35 protein-coding genes are annotated in these 26,435 nt (G+C 38.3%); 29 read left to right on the top strand and 6 right to left on the bottom strand.

The window, feature by feature from the left end; all coding sequences use genetic code 11:
• Nucleotides 1-350 precede the first annotated feature (350 nt).
• The 13 genes from B5D59_RS02540 to B5D59_RS02470 all read left to right on the top strand — a co-directional run bounded on the left by B5D59_RS02540 (nt 351) and on the right by B5D59_RS02470 (nt 9,269).
• Nucleotides 351-551, top strand: a complete 201-nt coding sequence (locus B5D59_RS02540; protein ID WP_078816735.1) for a hypothetical protein — start codon at nt 351-353, stop codon at nt 549-551.
• A 199-nt stretch (nt 552-750) separates the two neighbouring features.
• A complete protein-coding gene (locus B5D59_RS02535; RefSeq protein ID WP_078816734.1) occupies nt 751-1,050 on the top strand; it encodes a 3-isopropylmalate dehydrogenase in 300 nt (99 codons plus the stop codon).
• Nucleotides 1,051-1,746: 696 nt separating this feature from the next.
• Complete coding sequence (locus tag B5D59_RS02530; RefSeq protein ID WP_078816733.1) at nt 1,747-1,971, top strand: hypothetical protein; 225 nt, start codon at nt 1,747-1,749, stop codon at nt 1,969-1,971.
• A 1,141-nt stretch (nt 1,972-3,112) separates the two neighbouring features.
• Nucleotides 3,113-3,772, top strand: coding sequence for a hypothetical protein (locus B5D59_RS02515; protein ID WP_245799428.1), 660 nt, complete (start codon nt 3,113-3,115; stop codon nt 3,770-3,772).
• 147 nt (nt 3,773-3,919) lie between these two features.
• Entirely contained in the window at nt 3,920-4,222 is a 303-nt protein-coding gene (locus tag B5D59_RS02510) for a hypothetical protein (RefSeq protein WP_078816729.1), read from the top strand.
• Between the two features lie 339 nt (nt 4,223-4,561).
• Nucleotides 4,562-4,786: a hypothetical protein gene (locus B5D59_RS02505; RefSeq protein ID WP_078816728.1), complete on the top strand. Its 225-nt coding sequence runs from the start codon at nt 4,562-4,564 to the stop codon at nt 4,784-4,786.
• A 4-nt stretch (nt 4,787-4,790) separates the two neighbouring features.
• Nucleotides 4,791-5,441 (top strand): DUF3888 domain-containing protein, encoded by a 651-nt coding sequence (locus B5D59_RS02500; protein ID WP_245799427.1) that lies wholly within the window; start codon nt 4,791-4,793, stop codon nt 5,439-5,441.
• 278 nt (nt 5,442-5,719) lie between these two features.
• Nucleotides 5,720-6,328 (top strand): hypothetical protein, encoded by a 609-nt coding sequence (locus B5D59_RS02495; protein WP_078816726.1) that lies wholly within the window; start codon nt 5,720-5,722, stop codon nt 6,326-6,328.
• A 256-nt stretch (nt 6,329-6,584) separates the two neighbouring features.
• Nucleotides 6,585-6,824 (top strand): hypothetical protein, encoded by a 240-nt coding sequence (locus tag B5D59_RS18415; protein WP_245799426.1) that lies wholly within the window; start codon nt 6,585-6,587, stop codon nt 6,822-6,824.
• Between the two features lie 87 nt (nt 6,825-6,911).
• A complete protein-coding gene (locus B5D59_RS18510) occupies nt 6,912-7,040 on the top strand; it encodes a hypothetical protein (protein ID WP_281250637.1) in 129 nt (42 codons plus the stop codon).
• 74 nt (nt 7,041-7,114) lie between these two features.
• On the top strand, nt 7,115-7,378 hold the full coding sequence (locus tag B5D59_RS02485) for a hypothetical protein (protein WP_078816725.1): 264 nt from the start codon (nt 7,115-7,117) through the stop codon (nt 7,376-7,378).
• Nucleotides 7,379-7,763: 385 nt separating this feature from the next.
• Entirely contained in the window at nt 7,764-8,222 is a 459-nt protein-coding gene (locus B5D59_RS02475; RefSeq protein WP_078816723.1) for a hypothetical protein, read from the top strand.
• 405 nt (nt 8,223-8,627) lie between these two features.
• On the top strand, nt 8,628-9,269 hold the full coding sequence (locus B5D59_RS02470) for an HD domain-containing protein (RefSeq protein ID WP_040758071.1): 642 nt from the start codon (nt 8,628-8,630) through the stop codon (nt 9,267-9,269).
• Between the two features lie 414 nt (nt 9,270-9,683).
• Here the strand turns inward: B5D59_RS02470 and B5D59_RS02465 are convergent, their stop codons facing one another.
• Together B5D59_RS02465 and ilvA are read right to left on the bottom strand one after the other, a co-directional pair.
• On the bottom strand, nt 9,684-10,226 hold the full coding sequence (locus B5D59_RS02465) for a GDYXXLXY domain-containing protein (protein WP_078816722.1): 543 nt from the start codon (nt 10,224-10,226) through the stop codon (nt 9,684-9,686).
• A 187-nt stretch (nt 10,227-10,413) separates the two neighbouring features.
• Nucleotides 10,414-11,682 (bottom strand): threonine ammonia-lyase IlvA, encoded by a 1,269-nt coding sequence (gene ilvA, locus B5D59_RS02460; protein WP_009496504.1) that lies wholly within the window; start codon nt 11,680-11,682, stop codon nt 10,414-10,416.
• Nucleotides 11,683-12,308: 626 nt separating this feature from the next.
• On the opposite strand from ilvA, the gene yhfH reads away from it, so the two are divergent.
• The 8 genes from yhfH (at nt 12,309) to B5D59_RS02425 (ending at nt 16,433) form a co-directional block, all read left to right on the top strand.
• Nucleotides 12,309-12,437, top strand: coding sequence for a protein YhfH (gene yhfH, locus B5D59_RS17980; protein ID WP_139365929.1), 129 nt, complete (start codon nt 12,309-12,311; stop codon nt 12,435-12,437).
• A 116-nt stretch (nt 12,438-12,553) separates the two neighbouring features.
• Complete coding sequence (locus tag B5D59_RS02455) at nt 12,554-12,979, top strand: DUF948 domain-containing protein (RefSeq protein ID WP_176132475.1); 426 nt, start codon at nt 12,554-12,556, stop codon at nt 12,977-12,979.
• Nucleotides 12,980-12,994: 15 nt separating this feature from the next.
• A complete protein-coding gene (locus B5D59_RS02450) occupies nt 12,995-13,492 on the top strand; it encodes a DUF948 domain-containing protein (protein WP_078816720.1) in 498 nt (165 codons plus the stop codon).
• A gap of 264 nt (nt 13,493-13,756) precedes the next feature.
• Nucleotides 13,757-13,969, top strand: a complete 213-nt coding sequence (locus B5D59_RS02445; RefSeq protein WP_009496508.1) for a helix-turn-helix transcriptional regulator — start codon at nt 13,757-13,759, stop codon at nt 13,967-13,969.
• A gap of 29 nt (nt 13,970-13,998) precedes the next feature.
• Nucleotides 13,999-14,397 carry a hypothetical protein gene (locus tag B5D59_RS02440; protein ID WP_078816719.1) on the top strand — a complete coding sequence of 133 codons (399 nt, stop codon included), beginning with the start codon at nt 13,999-14,001 and terminating at the stop codon, nt 14,395-14,397.
• A gap of 327 nt (nt 14,398-14,724) precedes the next feature.
• Nucleotides 14,725-15,156 (top strand): WapI family immunity protein, encoded by a 432-nt coding sequence (locus B5D59_RS02435; RefSeq protein ID WP_078816718.1) that lies wholly within the window; start codon nt 14,725-14,727, stop codon nt 15,154-15,156.
• 117 nt (nt 15,157-15,273) lie between these two features.
• On the top strand, nt 15,274-15,771 hold the full coding sequence (locus B5D59_RS02430; RefSeq protein ID WP_078816717.1) for a P-loop nucleotide/nucleoside kinase family protein: 498 nt from the start codon (nt 15,274-15,276) through the stop codon (nt 15,769-15,771).
• 155 nt (nt 15,772-15,926) lie between these two features.
• A complete protein-coding gene (locus tag B5D59_RS02425) occupies nt 15,927-16,433 on the top strand; it encodes a GNAT family N-acetyltransferase (RefSeq protein ID WP_078816716.1) in 507 nt (168 codons plus the stop codon).
• Between the two features lie 105 nt (nt 16,434-16,538).
• On the opposite strand, the gene B5D59_RS02420 is transcribed toward B5D59_RS02425, so the two are convergent.
• Together B5D59_RS02420 and B5D59_RS02415 are read right to left on the bottom strand one after the other, a co-directional pair.
• Nucleotides 16,539-16,979, bottom strand: coding sequence for a DUF948 domain-containing protein (locus B5D59_RS02420; protein WP_009496513.1), 441 nt, complete (start codon nt 16,977-16,979; stop codon nt 16,539-16,541).
• A gap of 5 nt (nt 16,980-16,984) precedes the next feature.
• The gene (locus B5D59_RS02415; RefSeq protein WP_245799445.1) at nt 16,985-17,398 is read right to left on the bottom strand and encodes a DUF948 domain-containing protein; all 414 of its coding nucleotides are present in this window, start codon (nt 17,396-17,398) and stop codon (nt 16,985-16,987) included.
• Between the two features lie 321 nt (nt 17,399-17,719).
• Between B5D59_RS02415 and B5D59_RS02410 the strand changes: the two genes are divergently transcribed.
• Nucleotides 17,720-18,472: an SDR family NAD(P)-dependent oxidoreductase gene (locus B5D59_RS02410; protein ID WP_078816715.1), complete on the top strand. Its 753-nt coding sequence runs from the start codon at nt 17,720-17,722 to the stop codon at nt 18,470-18,472.
• Nucleotides 18,473-18,541: 69 nt separating this feature from the next.
• Here the strand turns inward: B5D59_RS02410 and B5D59_RS02405 are convergent, their stop codons facing one another.
• Nucleotides 18,542-18,967 (bottom strand): MarR family winged helix-turn-helix transcriptional regulator, encoded by a 426-nt coding sequence (locus B5D59_RS02405; protein ID WP_009496516.1) that lies wholly within the window; start codon nt 18,965-18,967, stop codon nt 18,542-18,544.
• Nucleotides 18,968-19,356: 389 nt separating this feature from the next.
• Between B5D59_RS02405 and B5D59_RS02395 the strand changes: the two genes are divergently transcribed.
• The 5 genes from B5D59_RS02395 to B5D59_RS02375 all read left to right on the top strand — a co-directional run bounded on the left by B5D59_RS02395 (nt 19,357) and on the right by B5D59_RS02375 (nt 23,909).
• Nucleotides 19,357-21,075 (top strand): methyl-accepting chemotaxis protein, encoded by a 1,719-nt coding sequence (locus B5D59_RS02395; RefSeq protein WP_009496518.1) that lies wholly within the window; start codon nt 19,357-19,359, stop codon nt 21,073-21,075.
• Nucleotides 21,076-21,261: 186 nt separating this feature from the next.
• Entirely contained in the window at nt 21,262-21,789 is a 528-nt protein-coding gene (locus tag B5D59_RS02390; RefSeq protein ID WP_040758077.1) for a sigma-70 family RNA polymerase sigma factor, read from the top strand.
• Nucleotides 21,779-22,792, top strand: a complete 1,014-nt coding sequence (locus B5D59_RS02385; RefSeq protein WP_078816713.1) for an LCP family protein — start codon at nt 21,779-21,781, stop codon at nt 22,790-22,792. Before B5D59_RS02390 ends, B5D59_RS02385 begins: the two co-directional genes overlap by 11 nt.
• A 300-nt stretch (nt 22,793-23,092) precedes the next feature.
• Nucleotides 23,093-23,377: a hypothetical protein gene (locus tag B5D59_RS02380; RefSeq protein ID WP_078816712.1), complete on the top strand. Its 285-nt coding sequence runs from the start codon at nt 23,093-23,095 to the stop codon at nt 23,375-23,377.
• Nucleotides 23,378-23,558: 181 nt separating this feature from the next.
• Nucleotides 23,559-23,909 carry a YolD-like family protein gene (locus B5D59_RS02375; RefSeq protein WP_078816711.1) on the top strand — a complete coding sequence of 117 codons (351 nt, stop codon included), beginning with the start codon at nt 23,559-23,561 and terminating at the stop codon, nt 23,907-23,909.
• 34 nt (nt 23,910-23,943) lie between these two features.
• Here the strand turns inward: B5D59_RS02375 and B5D59_RS02370 are convergent, their stop codons facing one another.
• The gene (locus B5D59_RS02370) at nt 23,944-24,321 is read right to left on the bottom strand and encodes a nucleotide excision repair endonuclease (RefSeq protein WP_009496523.1); all 378 of its coding nucleotides are present in this window, start codon (nt 24,319-24,321) and stop codon (nt 23,944-23,946) included.
• 120 nt (nt 24,322-24,441) lie between these two features.
• Here B5D59_RS02370 and B5D59_RS02365 point away from each other — a divergent pair, with 120 nt between their 5' ends.
• Nucleotides 24,442-25,059, top strand: a complete 618-nt coding sequence (locus B5D59_RS02365; RefSeq protein ID WP_009496524.1) for a DUF3298 and DUF4163 domain-containing protein — start codon at nt 24,442-24,444, stop codon at nt 25,057-25,059.
• 88 nt (nt 25,060-25,147) lie between these two features.
• Nucleotides 25,148-26,122, top strand: coding sequence for a proline dehydrogenase family protein (locus B5D59_RS02360; protein ID WP_078816710.1), 975 nt, complete (start codon nt 25,148-25,150; stop codon nt 26,120-26,122).
• Nucleotides 26,123-26,435 lie beyond the last annotated feature (313 nt).

Genomic DNA, 26,435 nt, shown 5'->3' with positions numbered 1-26,435 from the left:
TACCGAAATCGAATCATTTTGTCACATAGTACATTGTGAAGTGAACAAGGGAGAATTAAAATGGATATATTCATTACAGATTAGCTTTTTTGCTTTTGCGGTTGTCCTTATAGCTTCATTTATGATTGGTTCTTGGTTAGGGATGGGTATTGCTGTTATTAGCTCAGGTATGATTATTTTTGTTATTTTAGCTAGCATTATTTCTGCCCTTTTAGATTTGTAAAAGAATGAGGAAGAGTAAATTAACAGGCGCAATTCTAGAACAAGAAATAGAGTCCGTTTAACAAAAGGAACATATTGTTTAATAGCTAAAGTGGAAAATTGATGCATCAATTTGAGGAGGAGAAATTATGAAATATAGAGCAGGAAATACTCATCTTGTTTGCCCTTGCTGTCAAAATGATAAGTTCGACAAAGACTATCGACAACTCAACACAAAGGGGGCCACGCTCTTTGGTCTTGAGTGGGAAAACCGCGATGCGACTATATTGATTTGCAGACAATGTTCTTATATTTCTTGGTTTATGAAGGAACCAGAAGCAGTTAAGTAATATCCTCAACGATGAAAAATGAAGAAAACGGTGGTGTTTCCGTGAATTACACTGTGACGGAAAAAGGTGAAAATTTTATTCTTTGATTGGGCACTTTTCTAGAAGGATGATTAGCACTCAATTTTCACAAACAGATCAAACTGTTTACTTACATTTGTTTGTGTAATGGTTAAAGATGGATTTGGAATGAGGGAATTAAATGACTGATTTTTTCTTATTACTTATGGGTTTCTTTATCGTTAGTGCAAATATTATTGGATTTATATACTACAAAAAAAAGAAAAACCTATATTTTGCCGCGTTTACAATATTACTACTAGCAGTGTTATTTGGTGCAATCGGTAGCGTGCTAGCAATAGTTATTATTCGTGATCCTTTTGCAATATTTTATGGCATGCAACTGGGACAGTATTTAATAGTAAATAGTATAATCGTTTTTAGTATTGCAATTTTGGTAACTATAATAAAAAAGTTTACAACGATAAAATCTAATTCATGATTATATTCAACTAACCCAGCGCGGTTGCTTGACAGGCATTGCGCCAAACGAGCAAGGAGGGTTCCTTATTAAAAACTAATAGAATAGTATCTTCTTTTAATGCAAAGAAAGGGACGATTTTTGGTTTTTATGCCTACCTATTTGTTTTCTTTGCAGTTGAATTCATTTCGAGCATTATACACAAGGAAACGGAAAGGAATTTATAATTGAATTTTACTGTTGTGTACTCATGCACTTTTCTTCAATAAAGATCAGTGCTAATCGTCATTCTGAAATGGATAATTAAGACGTGGAGAGTTATTAAATTAACGGCCGCAGTTGCTTAACAAGGATTGTGCCTCAAACCGGCCATTTTATTAAGTACTAATTTGCTGGAAGGGAGCAGATGAAATGGACTTATGGTTTATCATTAAAGATCGTTATATGCTTCTTTCAGTACTTCTAATAATTCTTCTTGTATGTTTGTTTTTACTTTTAGCTACTTGGAAAAGACGCTCTGACATACCTAAAATCTTAACTTTAATAATAACTACAATTTGTACAGTTATAATCGTTTTATCAATATTTGCATTGGTATTTGCAGTTTCCTTTGGATACAACTCTTAAAAATATATTCAGAATCGGGCGCTCTTCCGCAATAAGGATTTGCGCCCATTCATCACTCAGACCAGATTGCTGAAAGAGGTGATAGACAGGATGAACGATATGAATTTTATGGGAGCAGGAAATTGGATTGGTATGCTCTCAACAATTTTAATCATTATTTGTTTTTATTTTACTCTTACATTTTTCCAAAGTTTAAGATCGAATAATGAACGTCTTGCTAAACAGTCAAAATTAGCTGCAGTTACTTGTTTAGCGCTCGGATTGTTGTTGCCCGTTTTATATGGTTTTTATATTTACAATCAGATGATGCGATAAAGATTTGGAAATTCAGAGTTCGGCAATCGTAATATATGGGAAGGTGTTTGCTATTAAAAACGGAATTTGGATTATTTTATTTTAAGCAAAGGGTTTGTGCTTCAATCGGCCCAGTTATGGAATAAGTGCTACGTATTAACAATTCTGTGTTAGGGCAATTTATCAGAAAAAGATCAGACTTAAATGTAAATAAGGAATCCTTCCTTAATGATGATTTGGATAATTAACGAAAAGGCTCTTGCTTTAATCGGGCGCAGTTGTGAAGGACAGCTAGTACTTCATAACTGTGCGGAATCAGCTATGGCAACCAATAGTCGCTGTGTAATTTGTGGTGCGCAACCCGCAAAAACAAGAAAGATCAGCACCGATTCTTTTAAATGGTTCAGAGGGTCGAATTAGACTTTTAGCAAATAGGATGATCAACAAAAAAAGGGGTGGCGAAATGGGCAGAAAAGTAATCAGGCATATTTGGAATGTTATTTCAGGAATATATGTTTTATTATTCTCGTTGTGGTTAAGTGGTCCAGGTATTGCGGAAACCGGCACGCCAACTTACAGATGGTATTTTATGTTGTGGTTTGTAGTGTGGGTAAGCGGCTTTTTGTTGCAGTTCACGGAGCGGTTTAGGGTTATAGGGGTCGTTATAACTCTCAGTCCATTCATTTATTATCTGGTAACCTATTTACGAGTAGCATTTATGTAACCACACAACATTAGGCTGGATAATATGGTGATAAATAGTATTTTGCACACTAGCTTCGCATTAACATACTATCTATTGTCATTTAATTCCGAATAAATTTTAATTAATTTCTCCATATTTGTGCAACAAACTTGGAACAAAGAATTTTTATACAGGACCTTTTCGCTTTAGAAGAATTTAAAGAGCTTCATTTATCTATTTCAAGATGTCTATCCGTTTGCAGGGGAATTCCGCTTCAAGAAGTCTTGGCTCAGTCGGAAAGTATCCTGCTAAAAACAGGAAGCACAAAGTTACATTTAAAAATAGTGGAATGCCGAATAATCTTATTATGTCAAGTGGAAGGAGACCCTCTTATTATCAATATTTGCAGATCCAGTTTCGATTGCAATTGGCCATCATAACGAAATTTTCGTCCTGTTGGCGGAGGAGCGGCCTCCCTTGATCAACGGTTGTTTCCCTGCAACGGTTACGGAAGAAAACTATAGTTATCATGTCGTCCATATGAAGGACGGGAAGAAGACAGTCGTGCATTTGCCGGAAGAGAAGTGGAATTATCATTATATCCAGCCTATAGAAGACGGACATATCTTGCTTGTCGGTGCGCGATCGTACTACCATGACGCGCAGAATATTGAAGAAAATACAGGAGTGTATGACAAAAATTGGTGTTTAATCCGGTCGTTTTGTTTAGGCGATGGGATTGAGCATGTGTACGTTACGAAGAACCAGGAAATTTGGACAGAGTACTTTGATGAAGGGGTTTTCGGCAATTATGGATGGGAGGAACCAATCAGTCGCAGCGGTCTCGTTGGCTGGGATGCGCCGGGCCGTAAGATGGATTCACTGGAAGAGGACAGGGAGTATTCCATTTTTGAGTGTTTAGCGCCTAATGGGGACGCTGAAGGTGAAATTTGGTTTTTCCTCCGTTTTTTGAGCTGCACCGTGATGGTGATGAATATTAAGGTTGTTCATGAAATTGAGCTGATCCAGCCGGATGGTACGCCTGTCACACCACAATTGGTGAGCAACCGGGAGAACATGCTACTGTTTTTGGATGGCGATGAATTGTATATGTTTGAGGCGAATTCGGGTGCGTGACGAAAAGCCACTTAAGTAGGAAAGATAATTTGGTAGTGAAAAAAACTGCATCCCAGAAGGTTTGGAAAAGTAAGGACAGATAGTTTTAAATATCGGAAGCCCCGTAGGGTATGATTCATGCGAAGTAGAGATGATGGGGGAAATCCTATGAAAGTAAAAGTGATCCTTTTTATATTGGTCATACTGGTAATCCTATTTGGTAGTATGACATTAATATATTACAATAAAGTCCATGTTAGTGAAGCAGGAATGAATAATGGCATTCAAGATATGCTAAGAGATAGTGCTCTCTTTTTTGAAAATGAAGAGTACGACACAGATTATGTGGAGCCGTTATATACACTATATGGGTATGCAGAAATGCAGTATATATACATGCAAATGACGACTAACTCCGAGATTTACACAGTAGCGCGTATTGTGAAGGAATTTGTTGATCCTAATTTATAAGCGCAATTATCAACTGAACAAAAGTTAGAAATTGCACATTATTTACGTCAACTAGCTAATGATGAATTGGTCGATTTTGAAAAAGAATTATTACCGTTTTTGAATGAGTTGTTGGTGGAGTAGACTGCATCATTGCCAAATTGTTGCTTTATGGTGGAATTTTTCGAGAAATGAAATGTATCAACTACTAGGACTGTATTAAGAATTGAATTGTTATTGTTCTGCAATCGGATACAGATGTTGAGGAAGCACTGTGCCTGAATCGGGCTATATTGGTAAATAAATACTAGCATAAAGACCCATTATTTTACGGATAATAAACATAAAAGGGTTGATGATATGGATTACTTTCGAGTTTTTATTTACATGTGTATTTTGGGAATATTTCTGCCCTCTCAAATGTCATTTACTGAAATAGAGGAAGAAGTTGCCTTTTTAACCCACAATGATAACTATCCGAATTCACAAGATTTAGGACGTGCAGGCTCAGATGAAGGTCTTAAAAATGCGCTGAAAACAATTATTCCTGAGCAACCTGATTATACACTTATATATGATACATGATACATTGATTACATCCCTTGATACGTCAATACAAAAGGAAATTATTCATTACTATGGATATCCCAAACAATATGGCTTATATGACGCTAAGATTTTGAATATCGTCAGGGAGAATGAAGGCGAGTTTAGCTTTATTGCAAAAATCCAAGTCACAACATTTGACCATGCACATGACCCTCCTTTTGGTGAAGAGACAATGACTTTCAACATAAGTCCATTTGGGGTTAAAACCATTAGCTTTCAACATAAAGGAGATAAATTGGAAAAAGAGATAAATGATTTTTATAAATCAACGCTTACAGATATTAAAAAGTCATTTAATTTTAATTTAAAACCTTTTTCTTCTTACACATACAATCAATTGCAATACCAATCGGAAATTAATGATGATTTTAAATCCCTTTTTAATATTGCAGAAGAAATAGTAACCGACATATTGCTTCCCGAGAGAAAAATCCCGAATAAAAATGTTATTGACCCTGTAAATTTCATAAAAGACAATACAGGTTATATGCTCTTTAAAAAGTCTGACGGTACAAATGTAATTTATACGGTACAAAAGAACAATGGGAATTGGATCGTAATAGATAATTCGAGTAAAAAGGGTAAGAAAATGGATTATAAATTACCATGGTATGCATGGGGTGAAAATTAAGCCTACTGATTCAGTCAGGCTTTTTTATAATGTAAAATGTATGTCTGGTTCCAGAAAAATATCGTGTTTGTTACCGTCTCCATTCAATTAATGGAGTGCGAGTACAACATTGGGATTGCACAAGTAGTGTTTTGCAACCTCACATTTATCAGGGGATAATAGCATTGATTCAGTGCGGTATTTTCCAATGCCTAACTTTCAGTTATCCTGTTCGCACGGAGTTTATACTTCAAATATGCAGTATTTTAAAGTATGCTTATCTCAATGGGAGGAATTAAATGGCTATAAAAAACATTCAGATTTTGGGCGGATTGGGAGCAGTCGCCGTGCTCTTCATACTTTTCATGACTTGGTTTTATCCATTTTCTCACTTCAGTCTATTTAAAAGTTATACATACAAACCAACCGAAGTTTTATACCATAACGATAAAACGTATGAAGATATTCTCAATAAATTCACTGAGTCCTATGAGAAGGACTTGGTAAAAGAAATGGAAACATATAGTGGCAGTGACCTGGATCTAACCGTAATGCAGACCCAATATATTCTGCCGGTTTTTGAACAGGAGTGGCTAATCGGTACAGATCCAGTATCGATGGATAAAATAAGTTTAGACGAGATGCTTGTCGATGTAATACAGAGCAGGAAAACTTTATTGAGCTTGGTTACTAAGGAAGATTATTCACGTGAAGTCAAAGTGTACTTGGTTGATACGATAAACAATTTTTTAAGGTTGGAAGAAGAGATCTGGTATATAAAAAACGGAAAATATTTTTCTAGAAACGAACTGAATCATTTATTTGGTAATTTACGCAATTCCTTTAGAAGCAATTTTGATATATTTGCGACGACCTTTTACGAAACTTCCCGCTTGCAGCGGCGTTGAAGCACCTTATTATACGAAGCGCTTGTTCAGCAATAGGGCAGACCGGTTTAATAAATGTATCATTTTTTTAATTTATGTTAAGGCAAAGAAATGAATCTGGAGGCGATAAACATGAGACAAATGGCTTTTGAACCACCGACATAACATTATGATGAACGAATTGAAATAATAGACGAACAAATATGTCATTTAATAAAACAGCGGATAGATATTTTAAATCAGAATCCCGGTTTTCCGACTGTGAGCTAATAGAAAAATGGTCAAAAAATATAATTTTCAAGTTGGATTTCTGAATGCTGTTTTTGCAGAATTTCTTAACGAAGAACTTTACAAACCTGTAGTAGAACCAAAAGGATTCCTTAAAAATATACCGATATTAAAGTCAGTTGAAAAAAAGGATGTATTTTATTCCGTACCTTTTATACGTCAGTTTAAAAATGCAAGTGTAATACATTTGAATATCGATAGATACATTACCGATGAAATATCTGAATGAGATCAGCAAGAACATGCTTATTTTGAACTCTCCATAGAAGGAGATGAAGTTCAGCATGAGTGTCGAAATGAGGGAGGCGGAGGTTCAATGGGTCATGAATCATTTGCTTACATTGTATCGCCTGCTTTACCCGAAAATCATTCTGCGTATAAATTAGTGTTTAAAGAATATAAAATACCTTTTCAAAAACCGACTGGCTTTGAATTTATCCTGTAAGTTAGCAATAGTCAATTTGAAAAAGAAATCTCTTTTGCTACATATTGTGAATTATTAAAAAATGAGGTGAAGTGATGCTTTTAAAAAGATATTTGAGTATTGTTTCATTATTATTGTTTTCCTTGTTTATTATTTTTGCTTATATTACACCGATTACAGTGAATGGAACTTCGGAAACAGGAGATATTGTAATTATTTCATTAATAATAGCTTCTTTTCTTACTGCATTTTTTAGCCAAAAGGGGAAGTTAAGAACTTTTGCTTTAATAGTTTCCTTGTTTCCTGTGCTTTTTCTTATAGGATTAATTTTACTTCCGATATTCCATTTATTATCGTAGCAATAATCAGACATTTTTTGACTTCAACTAACAGATGTGTTATCGCAAAAAAATACTATTAAATTCCACTATCTCCTTCCATTATACGGGGGACTATTGTGGGATTAATATTATTTGCCACAGGAATTGGCCGGTATCTGGCATACCACGCGATTTGGGCTATAGTTTGGACTGGGCTTACGATAGCAATTATTTTACTATTAATCTCTTACTCATTTCCAAAAGAAACCCAAATTCACATTACGCATTTCAATTATAAGGAGCTATTCTGGTTTGTAGGTTCTGCTCCTATTCAATAAAAAAGGTGTTATTTAACAAGAGATTGTCTTGCATGCGCCAATTTTGAAGGGAGAGGACTATAATTTCTAACGAGATTATTGAAAAAGTGAAACGAGGACTTGAAGGAATTGAAATAGGATATTTTGAAACAGGTCAGATTTTTGAAAAAGCCGCTTATTTTAATTATTTTGGTGATCCGGATAAGGAAACTCGTCGATATGCTATTGCTGTTTTCGCTGTTAACTTAGGGAATTGGTACAGTGGTAGCCTATTTCCATTTTTGGACGCAACCTCTGATTTGGAAGAGTTCATTAAAGAATTTTTAGAGCATCATAAGCAAATTGAAAAAGACTTCCCTGTTCTGTATGAATATATTATTTCATTTTTAATAAGCATTGAAGAAGAAAATGGTGGAAAGTATGCATTCTCAACCTTTGACATTGACAAGCAGTTGCTTAAACGGTTGAAAGAAGAAATATTAGTTCCTCAACGTGAATATTTGCATAAGCATACTCCAATAAAAAACTTTTTGAATGAAATTAGAGTTGCTCCTTTTTTTATCTGACTCAAATTAAATGATTCGATTCTGGTATATAGCGTCTACGTTTAGTTTGCAAACTGGGCCAGATTGTGATTTACGAAAAAGGGATTGTGCCTAATGAGAACTTGGGTTCCTTTAGTATTATCTGTGTTAGCTATGTGGATTTCTTTCGGTGAATTTCTAAGGAGAGATATTTTGATTTCTAAATCATTTGCACTTCTCTTCTTTCTCGCTGCATAATACCTTTTTTGTTGTATCAGTCATTGATTTATTTAAAAAAGTAGATTAAACCCCTCAATGATTATTGATTCGACGGTTTAAACAAACGAAATAGTTTCGTATACAGGTATCCTTCATCGGCATATTTTAGTCAAAACAGGGAAATATACATATGACAGTTTCAGGAACTACAGAAAGGAGATGAATAAGATGGGCGTGCATCACTATTTTAAAAGCTTGTCAGATTTGGAACAAATTATCCGTTGTCCAGGAAAGTTTAAATATCAAGAGCATTCAGTGGCCAGTCATTCATTTAAGGTAGCAAAAATTGCTCAATTTCTTGGGACGGTCGAAGAAAGATCTGGACAGGAAGTAGACTGGAAAACCTTGTATGAAAAGGCATTGAACCATGACTATGCGGAACTTTTCACAGGAGATATCAAGACACCCGTAAAATATGCTTCAAAAGAGTTGAAGCAGCTGTTCAGTGAAGTAGAAGAAGAAATGACAAGAAATTTTGTGGAAAAAGAAATTCCGGCTGAGTATCAGGACATTTATTTGGAACGGTTCAAAGAAGGGAAAGATGAAACACTGGAAGGACGTATTTTGGCAATTGCTGATAAAATTGATTTGCTTTACGAATCATTTGGTGAGATTCAAAAGGGCAATCCGGAGCCGTTATTTTTGGAAATCTACGAAGAAGCATTGCGGACCATCCTGCTGTTTCAAGATATGAGCTGTGTGGAATACTTCATGGAAAATATACTTACAGATATGCTTAGTGAACAATTTACTGAGCATGATGAGCTGACGGACATTACGATGTGGATAATTGGCGAATGCAAGAAGTAAAAGACATCCAGCACTGTCTTGTTTGGATTTAGGTGACTAACTTGATCCTATAATCGGTCCAAGATATATTATGTAACGACGGATCGAAAGTACTATAACATCCGTATTTTAGTGAATGACGAAGAAATCTCTATTGATATCAAAATGGGTCTATAATCTATATCAATGATCTTTGATATTCAATTATCGAACGCGATTTCTGGATAAAAACTCCAAACGTTCTCCTAGGTGATTAAAAAGGAAGGTGGCGTCTCCTACAGACAAGTGAACAGCTAGTCTAAGTTCGATTAACAGACATGAGTGTTGAGCGGAGAACGCCACTCTTTGGAATAAGATAGTGCATCAAAAAACGTTCAGATTTCTGATCGGTTTTTGATGCTATTTATATTTTTACTCTCCCGATTCTGCTTCTTTTTACTTCGTTTCAATCTCCCGTAAAATGCCATGACCATCTCGCACTTTAAAATGTGCAGTAGTGATTCCGTCCTGAAGCCCTTGCGCTGCTACACGATGTCCTTTTTTCGGGACATAAAAAGGATCCAAGCCGAAGTTCACGATATAGTGTTCGCTTTCCCGGTATTCCCGTTCAGTTGTTTGAGGCAACCAGCCCTCTAAATAGACACCGTCTGTGGGTTCCTTCTCGCTTAAAGTGACCAGCTGATCTATTCCATCTTGCTTTTCCAATACGCCGAAGACTTTTGTCATCCCCAATTCGGACGGTTGTTTCAATGTTTCCACTAAGCTGTCCGTCATCTGTTCTTTGAGGACCTTTTCAATTTCATAACGTAGGACGATGTAGTTTTCATTTGCGTCCTCTTTCGTGATCGGTTCGGTTTGCAAATAGACATCAGCCCCCGTTTGAAGTGTTTTAAAATGAGGAACTGCGAGACTTGCCAGTAGAAGCAGAGGAATGACAAAGAGAAGTGCAACACTTATTTTTCTATGCCGATTGCTCAAAGCCGGGTCGCCGCCTTTCGGTAGATTTCATAAAAATACTTCTTATGTATGTAGAGCATGTGCATAAATGGATGGTTTTAGTAGTAATTTACCCATTAATTTTATCCAGGAAACATTTTGAAATTGGAATTTCAAGCACAAAAAAAGCCTAATGTGGTAAGCATCAGGCTTTTTCGGTGTATATAAATTAGATCAGCAGTCCGAATAAAGAGCTGTCTTTGTTCACTTCTTTATAAGGAAATCCATTCTGTTCCATTCGTGCAATTAGACCTTTGTAGTCTTCTTTGCGTTTAATCTCTATACCAACCAGTCCAGGACCGCTTTCTTTGTTGTTTTTCTTCGTGTATTCAAACATCGTGATATCATCGTCAGGACCGAGCACGGTGTCAAGGAATTGACGGAGAGCTCCTGCACGCTGTGGAAAGTCGACGAGGAAATAATAGAGCAAGCCTTCATAAATCATCGACTTCTCTTTGATTTCCTGCATTCGTCCAATGTCATTATTACCGCCGCTGATGACACAGACGACGCATTTTCCTTTGATTTCATTTTTATAGAAATCTAGTGCGGCAATTGGCAAAGCGCCTGCTGGTTCCGCGATGATGGCGTGTTCATTGTATAAATCCAAAATGGCCGTGCATACTTTACCTTCAGGCACGCTGACAATATTGTCTACGTAACTCATGCAAATATCAAAGTTGAGGTCACCGACACATTTAACAGCAGCTCCATCGACAAACTTATCGATCGTTTGCAACGGCACCACTTTCTGTGCGTCAATGGAAGTTTTCATACTTAAAGCACCAGCAGGTTCTGCTCCAATCATTCGTGTATGTGGAGATAAGTTTTTGATGTATGTGCTGATGCCCGACATGAGACCGCCGCCTCCGATGCTTGCAAAGACATAATCAATGGGTTCTTCAATATCGTTCATAATTTCTACCGCGACGGTTCCTTGTCCGGCCACGATGTCCCGATCATTGAATGGATGAATGAAGATTCGTTTCTCTTTCTCTACCAATTCAATTGCCTGTTCGAAGCAATCATCAAATGTGTCTCCGACCAATATGATTTCGATACGGTCGCGTCCAAACATTTTCACCATATTCACTTTTTGTTTAGGTGTTGTCTGAGGCATGAAGATTTTGCCGTCAATATCGAGGTGAGCACACGCATACGCAACGCCTTGCGCATGATTTCCAGCGCTGGCACAAACGATACCTGACTTCCGTGCTTCCGTTTCTATACGTTTCATCTTGTAGTACGCACCGCGCAGTTTAAAGGAACGGACATGTTGCAAGTCTTCACGTTTAATATACACATGACAGTCATATTTTTCCGATAGACGCTCATTCTTTTGCAGCGGCGTATGGGCTACTACATCTTTCAGCAGCTGGTTGGCAATTAAGATATCTTCCACTTGAATACTTTTCGACTCCATAGTTTTCACCTTCATAATTAATCATCTAACCTCCGTAACAATTCAACGTTTACTCATAATAACATGAAAAAATCCGAATGAACATAAGAAAGTTCCAAATTGTTCGTTTATTTTAACGACACCTCAATATGTAAGCGTTTACTTGGTTTGAAGGGGTTTCAATGGAGATTAATGGGACAAGAATTTAATATTTTTAGTACTATTCTTCGTTGGCGATTGCTAGATCTAATACAGTTAGTGTTTAATTTAAAAAGCGAGGGGAAAACTACTCAGAGAAGAGGCAGCCAGCTTAAATAAGAAAGGGAGCGTTACTGTATGCAAAAATGGGACAGCAGGCCCGAGAAGCCGGATAACGCGCAGTGGACAGTTTTTGTGGTCACTCTCGTTATTATCGCAGCCGTAATTGTGTACGGCTTAATGATGTAGGAGTCAAAAATTCGGAGCGCCGAGTAATCAGCGCTCTAAATTTTTATTCAATTCTAAATATTTATTCATTCATCCAGCTCTTTTGCATTCTATCGCGGAATACTAGCTTTTATCCAAAAGCAGTGACAAATCTATTCAACCTGTTATATATTAGTATCAATAAAAGTCGCTGTATCAGTACAGTGTATCACAGAAAATGAATGGAGGAATTAAGGATGAAAATGAATAATGAGCAAAGACAAAAGGTTGAAAAGGTTTGCCCGGAGTGTGGAGATAAGTTCACGGAAAAACACGAATCGGTATTGATGGAGTGCGAACGCTGCATCGGCCGTCATGAAGAGTAAAAGCAACTGTATCCTATGCTTCCATTGTGGAGCATAGGATTTTTAATGTTTTAGAAAAACCCTGAGTGGTATAGAATGATAAGATGTATACAGTCTGTGGAAAGGAGGAAGGATGTATGGCGTATCTTGGCGTGCTATTTATAGCCATTGCGTTTTTGATCGTAGCCATCTACCTCTCCATGTTGCTTGTGAAGTCGTCCCATTTGTTACTGACGGTCACCAAAACAGCGAAGCGAGTGGAAGAGAACTTGGATCAGAGCTTGGAATATGTGAATGGTTTACTAAACGAAACGGAAGAGTTGGCAACAGATGCTCAAGTGAAATTGGATGCGACGACGCCGCTTTTCTCGTCAATTGAAAACGTCGGACGTTCTAGTCAGTACTTGAGTGAAGAATTGACGAAACGAACGAAGCAATTTGAAGAAGATGGATCACTTCCAGGAACGAAACCATTCGTTCAAGCGATTCAATATGGGGAATTTGGCTCCGAACTCTTACGTTCATGGAAACGAGGAAAACAAAGTACGGAAAATAGTCGATAGAAATGAGGTATGAAGATGGATCTCGTAGGAATTGGCGTCGTATTGATTGGTATCGCCTTTATAATTTTAGCCATTTATTTCTCTAAAGTCTTGCAGCAGGTAGGGAATATCTTGCAGGACGTAGATAAGACGGTAGGGGAGTTACCTCGCCAACTGAATGGCATTTTAGATGAAACGGGAAATTTGATTCAAAACAGTAATAACACGTTAGCGGATATGAATACGAAATTGGAAAATTTGACTCCGCTGTTTCAAGTAGTTGGAGATCTCGGTGAAACCACACAAGGTTTGACTTCTTCTCTAGTGGATGTAACTTCATCGGTACAGCAAAAAGGTGAGCATGCTAATAAATCCGAGCAAAATAAACGACTTGGTAATATTTACGGCTCGGCGATGTTAGGTTACTATTTCTTGAAAAAGCGTAAAGAATCTTCTACAGGATCAACCCATTCAAGAGTAGCGCAAGATCAACCCTTGAAAAAGTTACCATCACCTGAAAACACCGGTTACTGAAAGCTGGTGAATTCGGTCCTTGGATAGAAAATAATATATAACAGCTTAACGGGGACACCATTCGTATATGAATTGGTATCCCCGTTTTTATTGATGTACACAGTTTCAAGGCATTTACTGCACGAATGTAGAACTCATAACCAACTTAACTGTATTGCCTGCATCTAAATAAAGGTGCAGAATTGTTTTATGTATCTTGTAATTTATAATTGACATTTGGATACTATATATTACAATCAAAGTAGGGAATTGAGGTGAAGGTTTTTGAAAGAAATCTCAGTTAAAAATAAAGTAAAAATTACTCGGATTGAAAAGGGAAAGATGACCCAAATAGAATTAGCCAACTTGGTCGGAGTTACCCGACAGACGATGAATTTAATTGAAGCACAAAAATATAATCCTTCCATTCGAATATGTCTTCTAATCGCACGGTTTTTAGAAAAACCATTAGACGAGCTTTTTTGGATTGACGATTAAAACTTATTAACAAGAAAGGAGAATTCAGTATGCGTTTACCAAAGTGGGGATTGTTGATATTCAATATGTTATTGTGTGCGGCATTTGCATATGTAAGTATTTCATCATATTCCAATGGGGCGATGATTTGGTGGTTATGGGGGCTAATCTCTATCCTATATGGATTTACCACTATTACTCTTTTTGTAAAGGGGGTTAAGGAAGGTTGGTCTTCAACTGAAATTGTGGAGGATGAACGGACTTGGAATGTTCGACTCGTATCATGTTTCATCTCTTTTATTTTTATCCTGCTTTTCTTAACCGTTGGTATTATTGCCTATTACACAGAGAATTTATCCTTAGATCCTGTTGCTTACATGATTCTTGCAGTCACTGCAAGTGTAGTAGTATTTGCCATAGCTCAAGTTGTACAGTCGATTCAAAAGTAATTTAAGGGCTGTGATTTTGTGCGCTTTAACGGCATAAAGAAACGTGGATTTTTTATTATCGGGCCAAATTTTGGAGGGATTAATATGAAGGACAGGGTATTGTCCATGGTAATATAATCTTTTATTGTAGGAGGTGTAGCTATAAGTAGCATGGATTCCCTAAGTCATGCTTTCAAATCAAATTTTTACATCTTAGCTATGGTTATTTTAGGGGCGATTGTGCTACTTTATCTTTTTGAAAAGGTTAAAAGCATTGGAGAGTAGCCTATATATAGTGTCGGCAATCGGGTGGGCTTAATGGAATAAGCGATAGAGTGAGGTGTTAAAATGAAGTTCCATCTGTTAGGAGAGAAAACTGTATTAGAAATAGATGTCTTAGCTCGTATGTATCCGAACAGTTCTGATTATTGGGACGGAAACTGGCTTAGTTCAAATGTGAAAATTGAAATTCCAGGGTATACAGTTGACTTTAGTGCAAGTTTAAGAGCAGATGAAATTAGAGATTTTTTGAATGACGTAAAGTTAATGCATAGGAATTTATCTGGGAAAGCGAAATTGACAAGTTTAGAAAACTATATACATCTTGAAGGTGAAATGGATAAGCGGGGTCATATAGATTGGTCTGGAGAGACATGTTATCCAGCAGGAAGCGGTGCGGTACTAACCTTTGAATTTTTATCAAATCAATCCTATTTAGAAGAGGTTATTAAAGAGTTAGAGGATATAACCTATGTATATCCAGTAATAGGTAAGCCGTAGTCTTCAATTATGGGCGTGACGGTTTAAAAACATATACTATAATCGGTCCCAATTGTTGAATGACATGTTTTACAAGGTGGGGCAACACCACTAAAATAAACTTGGAGGTTTAAAAATATGAAACCATCAGGGACGCTATACTTTTTCTGTGGAAAAATGGGCGCAGGAAAATCAACTAAATCAAAACAAATGGCAATAGATAAACATGCGGTACTGTTATCTGAGGATGAATGGCTTTCATCTCTTTATCCCAATCAAATCGGATCATTTGAGGATTATCTAAAATTTTCGGCGCAGATCAAGCCGTTGGTGAAAAAGCATGTCCAAAATATATTAAGCGTCGGTACAGATGTAGTGATGGATTTTCCAGCTAACACTCAAAAGCAACGAAAATGGTTTTTGGATATGGTGTTAGATGTCAATGCAAGCCATCAATTAATTTTCCTTAATCTTAATAATGAGCAATGCTTACGTCAAATTGCACAAAGGCGTAACGAACAACCTGAAAGAGCGGATTTTGACACGGAAGCGGTGTTTACTCATGTTACTAACTTTTTTGAAGCACCAGAGGCATTCGAGGGTTTAAATATTTTAGAGTTTAGTGGAAAAGAATAATAAGGAGTTCAACACAACATTGGGGTAGCTTTCAACAAAAGGGAGCTCTTCTTAAATGGTAAATGATTTCTGATTGAGCCTGCCATAGGGCATTTTTTTCATTAACGCATCATGGCTTGCGAAATAATAGTATTTGTTATAAAGGGGGAATTGGAGTGGCAGTAATTATTAGGAAATATGAAGACGCGGACTTACCACACATGATCACAATATGGAATGATATTGTGGAAGAAGGTATGGCTTTCCCAGAAGAGGAGCCATTGACAATTGAGGAAGCACGTTCTTTTTTTGCAGAACAATCCTATACAGGTGTGGCCGTCGACAACGGTGAGATAGTGGGTCTTTATATTGTACACCCGAATAATGTAGGGCGTTGCGGACATATTGCCAACGCTTCCTATGGTGTCAAAGCTGGACAAAGAGGTAAACGTATTGGCGAAAGGCTAGTGGTTGATTCACTGGAAAGAGCAAAATCACTGGGTTTTCGAATCATGCAATTTAATGCGGTGCTGGCTACGAACGAAGGGGCGATTCACCTATACAAAAAACTAGGATTTACCCCGCTAGGTTTAATTCCAGGAGGATTTAGACAGAAAAACGGTCATTATGTCGATATTATTCCTTTTTATATTGAAATGAATACAAATAAAGGTCTTTCTTGAGTTCCGCAAGATGAAGTTGTTCCACAAATGGGGCATCCACCCTGTTAAATGTAGTTTGCATGCAAAATGCCCTCCTGCAACATACTACAGGAGGGCAATCATGTCTTATAGTTTTTGAAGTTTCTTCAGTTCTTTACGCTGTTGCAACAAATAAAACACGATTGTCACTAACCCGTATAATCCTTTGTATTCTTTCTCTTTCACAAAGTCACTTGCATTTCCGACACGCTCTTTCAATCGTACGGAACGATCGAGCGCAGCTGTTGTTACCTCACGTGACGCTTCACCAACATCGCCGACGATTTCGAAAACAGGCGTTACTTCTGTAATTTGCTTGTTTACATTGCTGATCGTTTCATTGCTTGTGTGAAGTATTTGCTGTGTCTGTCCCGTTAAATCCGCTACCGTTGACGGCAGGGTATCTGTCGTCTTTTTAACGCTTTCCAACACCTCGGTTAACTTCCCAAGCGGTTTGATCAGAATGACGGCTACTATAATAAGTGCAATGCCAATTAGTAAGACGCCTATGCCTAGTACCCAATCCATCAAATTCACCTCTTTCCTTTCTGTTGCTTCGCGCTGTAATACATACGCGCTGCTGCTTCAGATAAAACAGTTGTTTGTTGCATCAGTTTTGCGTATTTTCCTGGGGGCGCAGCTACTTGATCGGCTATTTTCGTTAAGGAATGCTGTACATACTCTGTAGAATCACGAAGTTCCTTTGCCGAAGCCGCCAATCCATCAACAGATTGTAATTTGGCATTCGCATCTTCCGCAATTCGATTCGTCTGATTCATCAGCTGATCCGTCTTATCTGTAATGCCACCCACTTTTAATTCTACGCGTTTCATCGTGTCCGTTACGTCTTTCATTGCTTCTTTGACCGTTTTGGCCGTTTTGATAATAGCAATTGCAATGACTACTAAGGCCGCTACGGCGACTATGGCACTAATATACAAGAGCACCTTCAATCTCGTCACCTCCACATAATAAAAACATGAACTATTTTATACAAAACGTCTGCCGAAATGCAATTGCGGGTTGACGTTCCATACCCTTGTCTTTCCACAAATGAAGAGAATCTAAACCCCAGCTTGCTTGTGGCTTCTATTTGATATGCTTAACATATCATAAAAACAGGATTTATCCACTTTGTATCTATCTCATTTTCGAAAAAAATTTCGTTGCGCCAAAAGGGAATACTTTTCTGCCCTTTTTGTGAGTTGAAATCATTTACTGCGCTTATTGTTTAATGTTAAACTAACTGCATGAAGGAGTTGTTGATTATGAAACTAGAAAACAAAGTTGCCATCATTACCGGGGGAGCAGGCGGCATCGGCTTTGGAATTGCAACAGCCTATGTAAAAGAAGGTGCAATCGTTGCCATTGTCGACTTCAATCAACAAGCAGGTGAGGTAGCGATAGAAAAACTGAAAGAAATCTCTCCTCAGTCCATATTCATTCAGGCGGATCTATCCGATCATTTGACCTTACCATCTATTGTGGAAAAAGTAGTCCAGACCTTTGGGAAATTGGATATCTTGGTCAACAATGCGCACGCTTCACGTATGAAGCCATTCGAGGAAACAACTAAAGAAGACCTAGACCTTTCATTCGGCACGGGATTCTACCCTACTTTTTATTTGATGCAGGCAGCGCTTCCACATTTAAAAGAGACAAAGGGAAAAGTCGTGAATTTTGCATCAGGCGCAGGAATTAACGGGGACGTCAATCAAGTTTCCTATGCAGCTGCAAAAGAAGCGATCCGTGCGGTTACTCGGGTAGCTGCAAACGAATGGGGACAATATGGTATTACATGCAACTTGATTTCCCCGATTGCGAAAACTCCGGGGATTGAACAGTGGGCAGAAGAACATCCTGATTTCTATAAAGCCATGCTCAGCAAGAATCCTTTAGGTCGACTTGGAGATCCTGAAAAAGACATTGGTCGGACTGCTGTTTTTCTGGCTAGCGAAGACTCGGATTATATAACAGGTCAGACATTGATGGTGGACGGCGGTTCCATCAAACTTCGATAATAACGCATGCAAAAGGCTGTCACTGAAAGAATTTTCTTTCAGTGACAGCCTTTTTTGACGCATTAAAAATCAGATGAATGTCTCATTCAACTTCGTATAAATCTTTAACAATTGGCTCTGCTCGGCGGCAGATAGATGGCTAAAAAATTCGGTTCGTACTTGTTGACCGTATCGTTTAGCTTCATTCAAGACCTCCAAGCCAAGAGGTGTGATATTCCAATACTTCGTACGTCGATCTTCTTTATCATTTCGCAGCGTAATATATTCATTTTTGATGAGTTTGGTCGATAAATGAGTAAGAGAGGCCGGCGTATAGCCGAGAGTCTCTGCCAGATCGGATGGACGCAGTTCCCCGTTGTTATGTAGTTCTAACAGCACTAGGATGTGAGAAATGCCAAGTGACAACTCAGACTCACGCTGGAAGCGAATGAGCATTTTATTCGTTACTTGATCCATCGTATGGAGCAAATTGAAGAAGGTTTGTTCATCTTTCAAATGGGACACCTGCCTTTCTTTTATGATCAATTATGTCCCGGCGGTATTGCGCCCAAATTTTGGATTTAAAATTTGTGACCTCTGCCGGAAGCTTTATCTTTGTTCTGGAAATCCGTTGAACAGGAAAGAAAACCGTATTCCTCTCACCAGCCATAAAGGCGGGGGTTTTCTGCTGAATAAAGATAAACCTTATGTTCATATACTATTCATTATACAGCAATTTGAGTATTTACAACATTTCTATGACAAATTCGCCATGAACTACTTTACTTTGCTATCGAAAATAAAGAGATTTACATTTTCTACTTTTTAATTACAGATTGATAGCGTATTATTAAGACAACGAATGAACTAGATGATTAGAAAGAGAAAGGTGGGCAAAAAGATTGATGAAATTTAGAGATTCACTAACATTTCAACTAGGAACGATTATTGCCGGGATCTTAGTAGTAATGCTAGCGATCACATCGATTGCCACGTACAAAACAGCATATGATAAATTATATGACGCAGCTGGAATTGAAGCATATGGCTGTGCCAATATTACAACCGGTCTGATTCGTCCGGATGAAATGGAAAAGGCGATGGCTGGTGATCTTCAGACGCAGGATGAAATTGGAAAAACATTGAATTGGACAACTGATCACAAAGATATATTTGAAACGCAATATATTTTGGATTTGGATGGTAATTTGATTGCATTGGATGACAATCTGAAAAGTAAAGGGTTTAAGCCTGGAGATGCGTTCCACATGGATAAGAAAGCAGTGGACGATTTGCTGGCACACGCCCATCCTTCCTATTCCGAACCTTATGAGTTTGGCGGCATGAAGAGATTATCCGGTTATGCGCCTATCCATAAAGACCATGATCCAAGCAAGGAAATTATTGCGGTCAGTGTCATTGATTTTGATGCCGATATCGTGAAAAATCGTACGTGGGATGTTGTGCGCGACGGCATTTTGATCAGCATTATTCCGATGCTGCTAGCTTCCATTGTAACAGGCTTCCTCATTCGTCGAAAAACGAAGCCGATTTCCAGCTTGATTGTCCAAGCGAAGAAAATTGCGGATGGAGATTTGGCAGTGGAAACCACAACCGTCCACTCGAACGATGAAGTAGGGGACTTGGCACGCACGTTGAATCGCATGACAGTGAACCTGCAAGAAATGATCGGGACGATGAACACTACATCGCATCAGTTATCTGAGAATTCAAATGAAACTTCTAGTTCGTTGAATGAAATGCGAGAAGCTGTCTCTATGGTTGCGAATAGCATTGAAGAAGTGGCAACAGCGGTGACAGATGGAACAACTACCGCCGAAAGTGCAACGGAAATCTTAACGAATTTGGCCAACGACTTACGCAGTACGAAAGAAGATGCAGATGCTATGCTCGTCAATTCCAATGAAACGATGAACATTGCGCTCGAAGGCGCACAGCGGGCTAACGAAATCAGCAGAGACATGGAATTGATTCGAACCGGGTCACAAGAAGTTGGAGATACCATTCAAAACTTGGTGGAATCCACAACGAAAATTCAAGATATTACAGGGTCGATTGCCGGAATTGCGGCACAAACGAACTTGCTCGCCCTGAACGCATCCATTGAAGCCGCTCGTGCCGGCGAACATGGTAAAGGATTTGCGGTAGTTGCCGAAGAAGTACGAAAATTGGCGGAGCAGTCCAATCAAGAAGTGCTGGAAGTGGAGAAATTGGTTCAGGATATTTCAGAACGAATTCAGCAAGTCATCACTTCCACATCAGAAAATACGAAGCATATTACCAAAGGTACAGAAACTGTACGACTCACCTCTCAGTCATTGAGCAATATTTCTTCCGCTGTGGCAGAAACTGTTGAAGAAATTAAAAACATTTCACGCCTGATGACTTCAGAATCAGAAAAGTCGGGTGAAGTCGTGCAATTAATCGAGAATCTGACGCATTCGGTTCGAGATATTGAAGATATGACGAATAATATTGCTGCAGCTGCAGAGCAGACGACTGCAAGTATCGAGGAAATTGCTGATCGCTCAACGCAGACGAATCAAATGGCACAGGATCTCGAAGTGTTTGTCGGTTCCTTCCGATTGCCAGAACAAAATTAGACGATCTATTGAGAAAGAATAATAACTGAAAAGCCTGTATCTTTGATTACCTTGTAATCAGGATACAGGCTTTTTTATTTAAGCTATACTTGTGCTTAAATTAATTTTTATAAAAATTGAACCTAATATGATTTGATAATCGTCTAATTGCTGAATTTGAAGTGGTTTGAAGGGGAGGATAGTCGATTGAACAAAGAAGAAAAAGATTTCGAACTAGAGAGAGTGATGATTAAATACGGTAATGAGTTGATGCGGCTTGCATTCTCTTACGTGAAAGACACAGAGACTGCTAAGGACATGGTTCAAAATTCGTTTATCAAATGCTATAAAAACCTTGATTCATTTCGTTATGACTCACAAATCAAAACCTGGCTATATCGCATAACAATCAACGAATGTAAAGATCATTTAAAAAGCTGGAATTACAAAATGGTACAAGTAAAAAGCTTTATAAATGAAACAGCAAAATCCATATTGCCATCAACAGAAAAAACAGTTATCGAGAAATACAGGAATAAAAAAATAAAGGATACTGTCTTTTCTCTTCCAAAAGTGTATCGGGAAGTAGTTTATCTATATTACTATGATTCACTAAACATGGAGGAAATTGCCGAAGTGTTGGATATACCGGTCAATACAGTGAAAACCCGATTAAGAAGAGCGAAACAAAGATTAGAGTTAATGATAAGGGAGGCAGAGCTGAATGGGAGATAAACGATTAAGAGAAAAATTTTATAATGCGGATGACCAAGAACTACGATTTACGAAAGAAGACCGTAATGAGGTATTTGAAAAAATTCATAAACTGGAGAAGCATAATACAAAAAAGAAATCCATTATTTTTTCTTCAAAAAAGTTCACCCCACTTGCAGCATCTTTAGTAGTAGCGGGCTTGTGTATAATTTTGTTTATTCCATCAATCCTACCTAGAGATATTGCCAACCAAAGCAACGGAAATATTGACGGTAATGCAAATACAAGCAAATCAGTGGTACAAGAAAATGAAGTTTCAACTACTTTATTAACGGTGAAAGATGAAAATAATAGAATACCAATTAACCTTTTATTTACTTATAGTAAAGATAAAAATATGATGAAGATTCTATCGATTCCTCGTGATACCTATGCTCCGATATTGGATAATGAAAAAACTACTCCATATGATAAATTGTCGCACGCTTATGTAAATGGTTCGGGAGGGATTGAAGATGTACGAACAACCATTTCTAATTTATTTGATTTACCAATTGATTATTATGCTGTGATGGATGTAGAAGCTTTTTCAAAGATGATTGATTCAGTGAATGGTATAGATTACGACTTGCAAGAAGATATTCGAGTCCGAGCAATATCCAAAGTAGCATTTGAATTCGAAAAGGGAACGCATCGTTTGAATGGAGAAGAAGTTTTGGCATTACTGATGGATGCTACAGTGGGAAATGAATTGGGTGAAAAAGACCAATTAAACCTCATTAATGCGGTTATAAATCAAACAATAAACGTATTACCACAAACGAAATTAGAACAATTTGCAACTGAAATAGAAGGTGATTTTCCAATTGAACAATTATTGGAGAATCCATTGGAACTTCCCTCGATACAATTAGTATCTCTAACCGATGGAATGATAGGTTCCATGATGAATGAGTCATACTATATTAAATTTGAGAAGAAATTTTTAAATTCAGTTTCAGAAGAGTTAACTACATTTAACTGATAAGAGTTTTAAAATAAGGGAAACATCTTTGATTTGAGTTCGATTTGGGGAACACGTCGATGGTTCTATTGCTTGTCTGACTATATAAGTAAAAGAACTGATCCAATCAAGTTGAAAGAAATGATAGCGTTATCTATTTAATGAAAAATTAAATGAAACTGGGTCCTCAAGTATCAAGACGAGTTTGTGGCATAGCAATATACCAGGATCGGGTCATTATGCTGAAATTATGAAACTGCTCACTATCTCGTTTCGTCTTAATTAATAAGAACTTTCAGTATGAATGGAGGATGTGTAATTTTGTGGCTAATATTCGGACTCCTAGCAATAACTGCAACTTTTATAAATTTATATATGTATGGAACAGGCAAAGATTATAAATTGGCAATGGCCATGGGGTTATCTTTTACTGCTCTAACCCTTGTTGCAGATTATAGTATGGTCTCCAATTGGGTAAAGGCGGAAGATTGGGCTGCTTTATCAGACGTAGTGCCTACGATGGAAAAAGCGTTTTGGATTTTAACGAGTATAGCGATTTTATTAAATATAACTCCCACACTTTTAGAGTTAAAAAATAGAAAATAACTCTTGCGTTAACTTTTTTGTGCAATTAAAGGGCGCAATTGTTGATAAGGACATTGCGTCACCGAATCATGAAATTGAACAAAAAGAGATCATCAATTGTGATGGTCTTTTTTTACATTGCATTCAGAATATATGTTCTGTATAATCACGAACATATATACGGTTTTGGAAGGAGCATTATATGGAGCGAAATCGTGACCGAGGAAATATCAAATGGACTTCTCTGATGCTTCCTGAACATTTAGAACGTCTACGCGACTGGCAGCAGGAAGATCAGTACACGGAACGATCAGAGCTGACGGACTGGGAGCTGCAATCGATGCAGCTGACGCTGGAACATGGCTGGCGAAGCAAGTGTGAACTGTTGATCAAGACATGGCATGACGGTGAAGTGCGTTATCATCAGGGAGAGATCGAAGCGCTTGATTCTGCTAATTCCGCAATTCTGCTTGGCGATCCTTTCGGTACGGAAAGAATCCCTGTTGCCGACATTATCGACGTACAACTGGCAAAAGGTACAGATGGCGCATAAACGAAAATAAAAACTGTCTGCGAATGCAGACAGTTTAGTCTCTGTAAAATGCTTTTTCTGTATTGTACTTTGCGCGTTCCGTATTGATCACATACGTTTCATAAATCTCGCGCTCCATTGGATCATCCACAAGAATAGCAGCTATTTTCGCTACTTCTTCACGGTGATTGCGCAATGGAGATACTTGGTCTTCAAAATGCTTTTTTAGACGCGGGCGCAACTTTCTTGCTTTCCCTACGAATAATAGCTCGTCACTTTGGTTGTAAAACAACAACAGACCGCCTTTATCCCGGGGAATTTCATGGAAATCAATAAAACCGAAGATCGGCTTGATTGGCGTCGTATCCGGCGTCAGTTCCTGCTTTCTGCGAACGATTGTCACAGCTGGTTCTGGTAATTGAATCGTAATCAATTTTACTTCACATCCTCATATGATTAAGTGTCCATCCTACCATATGGCAGGGGAAAAAGCGAGAAACTTTCCGTGTGTTCCTTGCATATGGTAGACAAATGCCTTGGAGAGGATGAATCCATGAAATTGCCTGCTGTTATACAAGCGTATCATGTGTCGCATACGAAACCCAAAGTGAATATTTATTATCCTGTCATCATTCAGCTGGAGGACCCGAAAATTCAGCAGCAGCTCAATCAAGTGATTTTCACGGAGATGAATAAACTGCTTGTGGAACAAAATTATTACGAACCCAGTTTGGTCGAATTAGTAGCTGATTTTGAAATAAAAAACAACCAACGAGGGATCCTCAGTTTAAATCTTATTGTCTATTCCTTCACTGGCGGGGCGCATGGGATGACAGTCTGTAAGTCACTGACGTTCGACACACGTACAGGCAGAAGCTATAGCTTGCCCGATCTCTTTAAGCCAGGCAGCCCATATGTGCAGCGGATTTCTGAATATGTCCGCCGACATATTGAAAAATGGAAAACGCCTGTATTGGAGCCGTTTAAACAGATCCGACCCGACCAAGATTTCTACATCGCAGATACTTCCCTCGTCGTCTATTTCCAGCTCTATGAAATCTCACCTTACGTAGCCGGTTTCCCATATTTCCCGATTCCGCTACTCGACCTGGAAGACCTCATCAAGCCAGGAAGTCCTGCAGATAGAATGCTGCCATTTATCGGAGTTTAACAAAGTTTCATGTGGAAGATATGTAGGAATATATGAAGTATTAATGCTATAATTTGAATATACAGACTTTACAAATGAGGTGGAACGTATGCTAAGAGATCTCTTTATCGGTTTATCCGAAAATCAATTGTTGAACCGCGCCGCTCGGAACTATGGCTTACAGCTTGGAGCACAGCAGGTAGTGGCTGGAACAAATATTACAGAAATGATGGACAGCGTAAAAGAACTGAATCAAGCAGGGATTGCGTGTACCATTGATAATTTAGGTGAATTTGTTTACGACAAAAGCGAGGCTATCAGGGCGAAAGAACAGATCTTAGCAGTAGTGAAGGCGATCCACGAGCAGCAAGCGGATGCACATATCTCCTTGAAACCATCTCAGCTCGGCCTCGACATCGATTATGAGTTTTGTAGAGAGCAAATAAAAGAGATAGCAGAAAAGGCAAGCCGCGACGACATCTTCGTGAATTTGGATATGGAGAATTATCCGCGGCTTGAACCTACCTTCCGTCTGGTTAATGAATTATCAGAAGAAGGGTATACGAACATTGGAACCGTCATTCAGGCATATTTTCATCGCGCACTGAAAGACACGCGTGCCTATCGTGACATGCGAATGCGTCTGGTGAAAGGTGCATATAAAGAATCGCCTGCTGTTGCCTATCAAAAAAAGCAAGAAATTGATGAGAACTTCATCCGAATCATCGAGTGGCATCTGCTTCATGGAAAGTTCACTTCAATTGCCACGCATGATGATAGGATCATCGATCATGTCAAACGCTTTGCAGCAGAACATGACATCGAGCGTGATCAATTCGAATTCCAGATGCTGTACGGATTCCGCAAAGACTTGCAGCTGGCGTTAGCGAAGGAAGGCTACCGTTTCTGTACATATGTACCATTCGGTGAAGATTGGTATGGGTACTTCATGCGCAGATTGGCGGAACGTCCGCAAAATATGAATTTGATGGTGAAGCAAGTGTTTAATAAGAAGACCAATACAGTAATAGGTTTGGCGGCAGGTGCATTTTTGCTTGGGCGGTTGTCGAAGCGTGGGAAATGACGAAATCATTGAATAGGGCTATCCGGGAAGTCGTTAGACGATTTCTTGGATAGCCCTTTTTTATATCAAGTGTTTCTTTAGGACCCTCACGCTCATAAGATGCCCGTCGGCGATCATATTTTCGACCGGGCGCTCATATCCATCCGTTTGCCGCTCATACGGACTCGAAACTCGCTCATATGTCTTCTCCCCGCGATCATAAAGGGAGTATTCTCGCTCATACGCCGAATTGCCAGGTGTTATTTTTCTTATGATTCGACTAAATAAAGCTTCATTTAGTAGAAATACAATTATTTTATCAAATGATTTGAAA

Origin of the sequence: Sporosarcina newyorkensis, assembly GCF_900167515.1 — a bacterium.
Classification (GTDB): domain Bacteria; phylum Bacillota; class Bacilli; order Bacillales_A; family Planococcaceae; genus Sporosarcina; species Sporosarcina newyorkensis.
This window is presented reverse-complemented; position numbering and strand designations above follow the sequence as displayed.

Coding starts and splice junctions, on each gene's coding strand:
- B5D59_RS02540 (WP_078816735.1), top strand. CDS start 351: ATGAAATATAGAGCAGGAAATACTCATCTTGTTTGCCCTTGCTGTCAA.
- B5D59_RS02535 (WP_078816734.1), top strand. CDS start 751: ATGACTGATTTTTTCTTATTACTTATGGGTTTCTTTATCGTTAGTGCA.
- B5D59_RS02530 (WP_078816733.1), top strand. CDS start 1,747: ATGAACGATATGAATTTTATGGGAGCAGGAAATTGGATTGGTATGCTC.
- B5D59_RS02510 (WP_078816729.1), top strand. CDS start 3,920: ATGAAAGTAAAAGTGATCCTTTTTATATTGGTCATACTGGTAATCCTA.
- B5D59_RS02505 (WP_078816728.1), top strand. CDS start 4,562: ATGGATTACTTTCGAGTTTTTATTTACATGTGTATTTTGGGAATATTT.
- B5D59_RS02495 (WP_078816726.1), top strand. CDS start 5,720: ATGGCTATAAAAAACATTCAGATTTTGGGCGGATTGGGAGCAGTCGCC.
- B5D59_RS18415 (WP_245799426.1), top strand. CDS start 6,585: ATGGTCAAAAAATATAATTTTCAAGTTGGATTTCTGAATGCTGTTTTT.
- B5D59_RS18510 (WP_281250637.1), top strand. CDS start 6,912: ATGGGTCATGAATCATTTGCTTACATTGTATCGCCTGCTTTACCCGAA.
- B5D59_RS02485 (WP_078816725.1), top strand. CDS start 7,115: ATGCTTTTAAAAAGATATTTGAGTATTGTTTCATTATTATTGTTTTCC.
- B5D59_RS02470 (WP_040758071.1), top strand. CDS start 8,628: ATGGGCGTGCATCACTATTTTAAAAGCTTGTCAGATTTGGAACAAATT.
- ilvA (WP_009496504.1), bottom strand. CDS start 11,682: ATGAAGGTGAAAACTATGGAGTCGAAAAGTATTCAAGTGGAAGATATC.
- yhfH (WP_139365929.1), top strand. CDS start 12,309: ATGAAAATGAATAATGAGCAAAGACAAAAGGTTGAAAAGGTTTGCCCG.
- B5D59_RS02455 (WP_176132475.1), top strand. CDS start 12,554: ATGGCGTATCTTGGCGTGCTATTTATAGCCATTGCGTTTTTGATCGTA.
- B5D59_RS02450 (WP_078816720.1), top strand. CDS start 12,995: ATGGATCTCGTAGGAATTGGCGTCGTATTGATTGGTATCGCCTTTATA.
- B5D59_RS02440 (WP_078816719.1), top strand. CDS start 13,999: ATGCGTTTACCAAAGTGGGGATTGTTGATATTCAATATGTTATTGTGT.
- B5D59_RS02435 (WP_078816718.1), top strand. CDS start 14,725: ATGAAGTTCCATCTGTTAGGAGAGAAAACTGTATTAGAAATAGATGTC.
- B5D59_RS02430 (WP_078816717.1), top strand. CDS start 15,274: ATGAAACCATCAGGGACGCTATACTTTTTCTGTGGAAAAATGGGCGCA.
- B5D59_RS02420 (WP_009496513.1), bottom strand. CDS start 16,979: ATGGATTGGGTACTAGGCATAGGCGTCTTACTAATTGGCATTGCACTT.
- B5D59_RS02410 (WP_078816715.1), top strand. CDS start 17,720: ATGAAACTAGAAAACAAAGTTGCCATCATTACCGGGGGAGCAGGCGGC.
- B5D59_RS02395 (WP_009496518.1), top strand. CDS start 19,357: ATGAAATTTAGAGATTCACTAACATTTCAACTAGGAACGATTATTGCC.
- B5D59_RS02385 (WP_078816713.1), top strand. CDS start 21,779: ATGGGAGATAAACGATTAAGAGAAAAATTTTATAATGCGGATGACCAA.
- B5D59_RS02375 (WP_078816711.1), top strand. CDS start 23,559: ATGGAGCGAAATCGTGACCGAGGAAATATCAAATGGACTTCTCTGATG.
- B5D59_RS02365 (WP_009496524.1), top strand. CDS start 24,442: ATGAAATTGCCTGCTGTTATACAAGCGTATCATGTGTCGCATACGAAA.
- B5D59_RS02360 (WP_078816710.1), top strand. CDS start 25,148: ATGCTAAGAGATCTCTTTATCGGTTTATCCGAAAATCAATTGTTGAAC.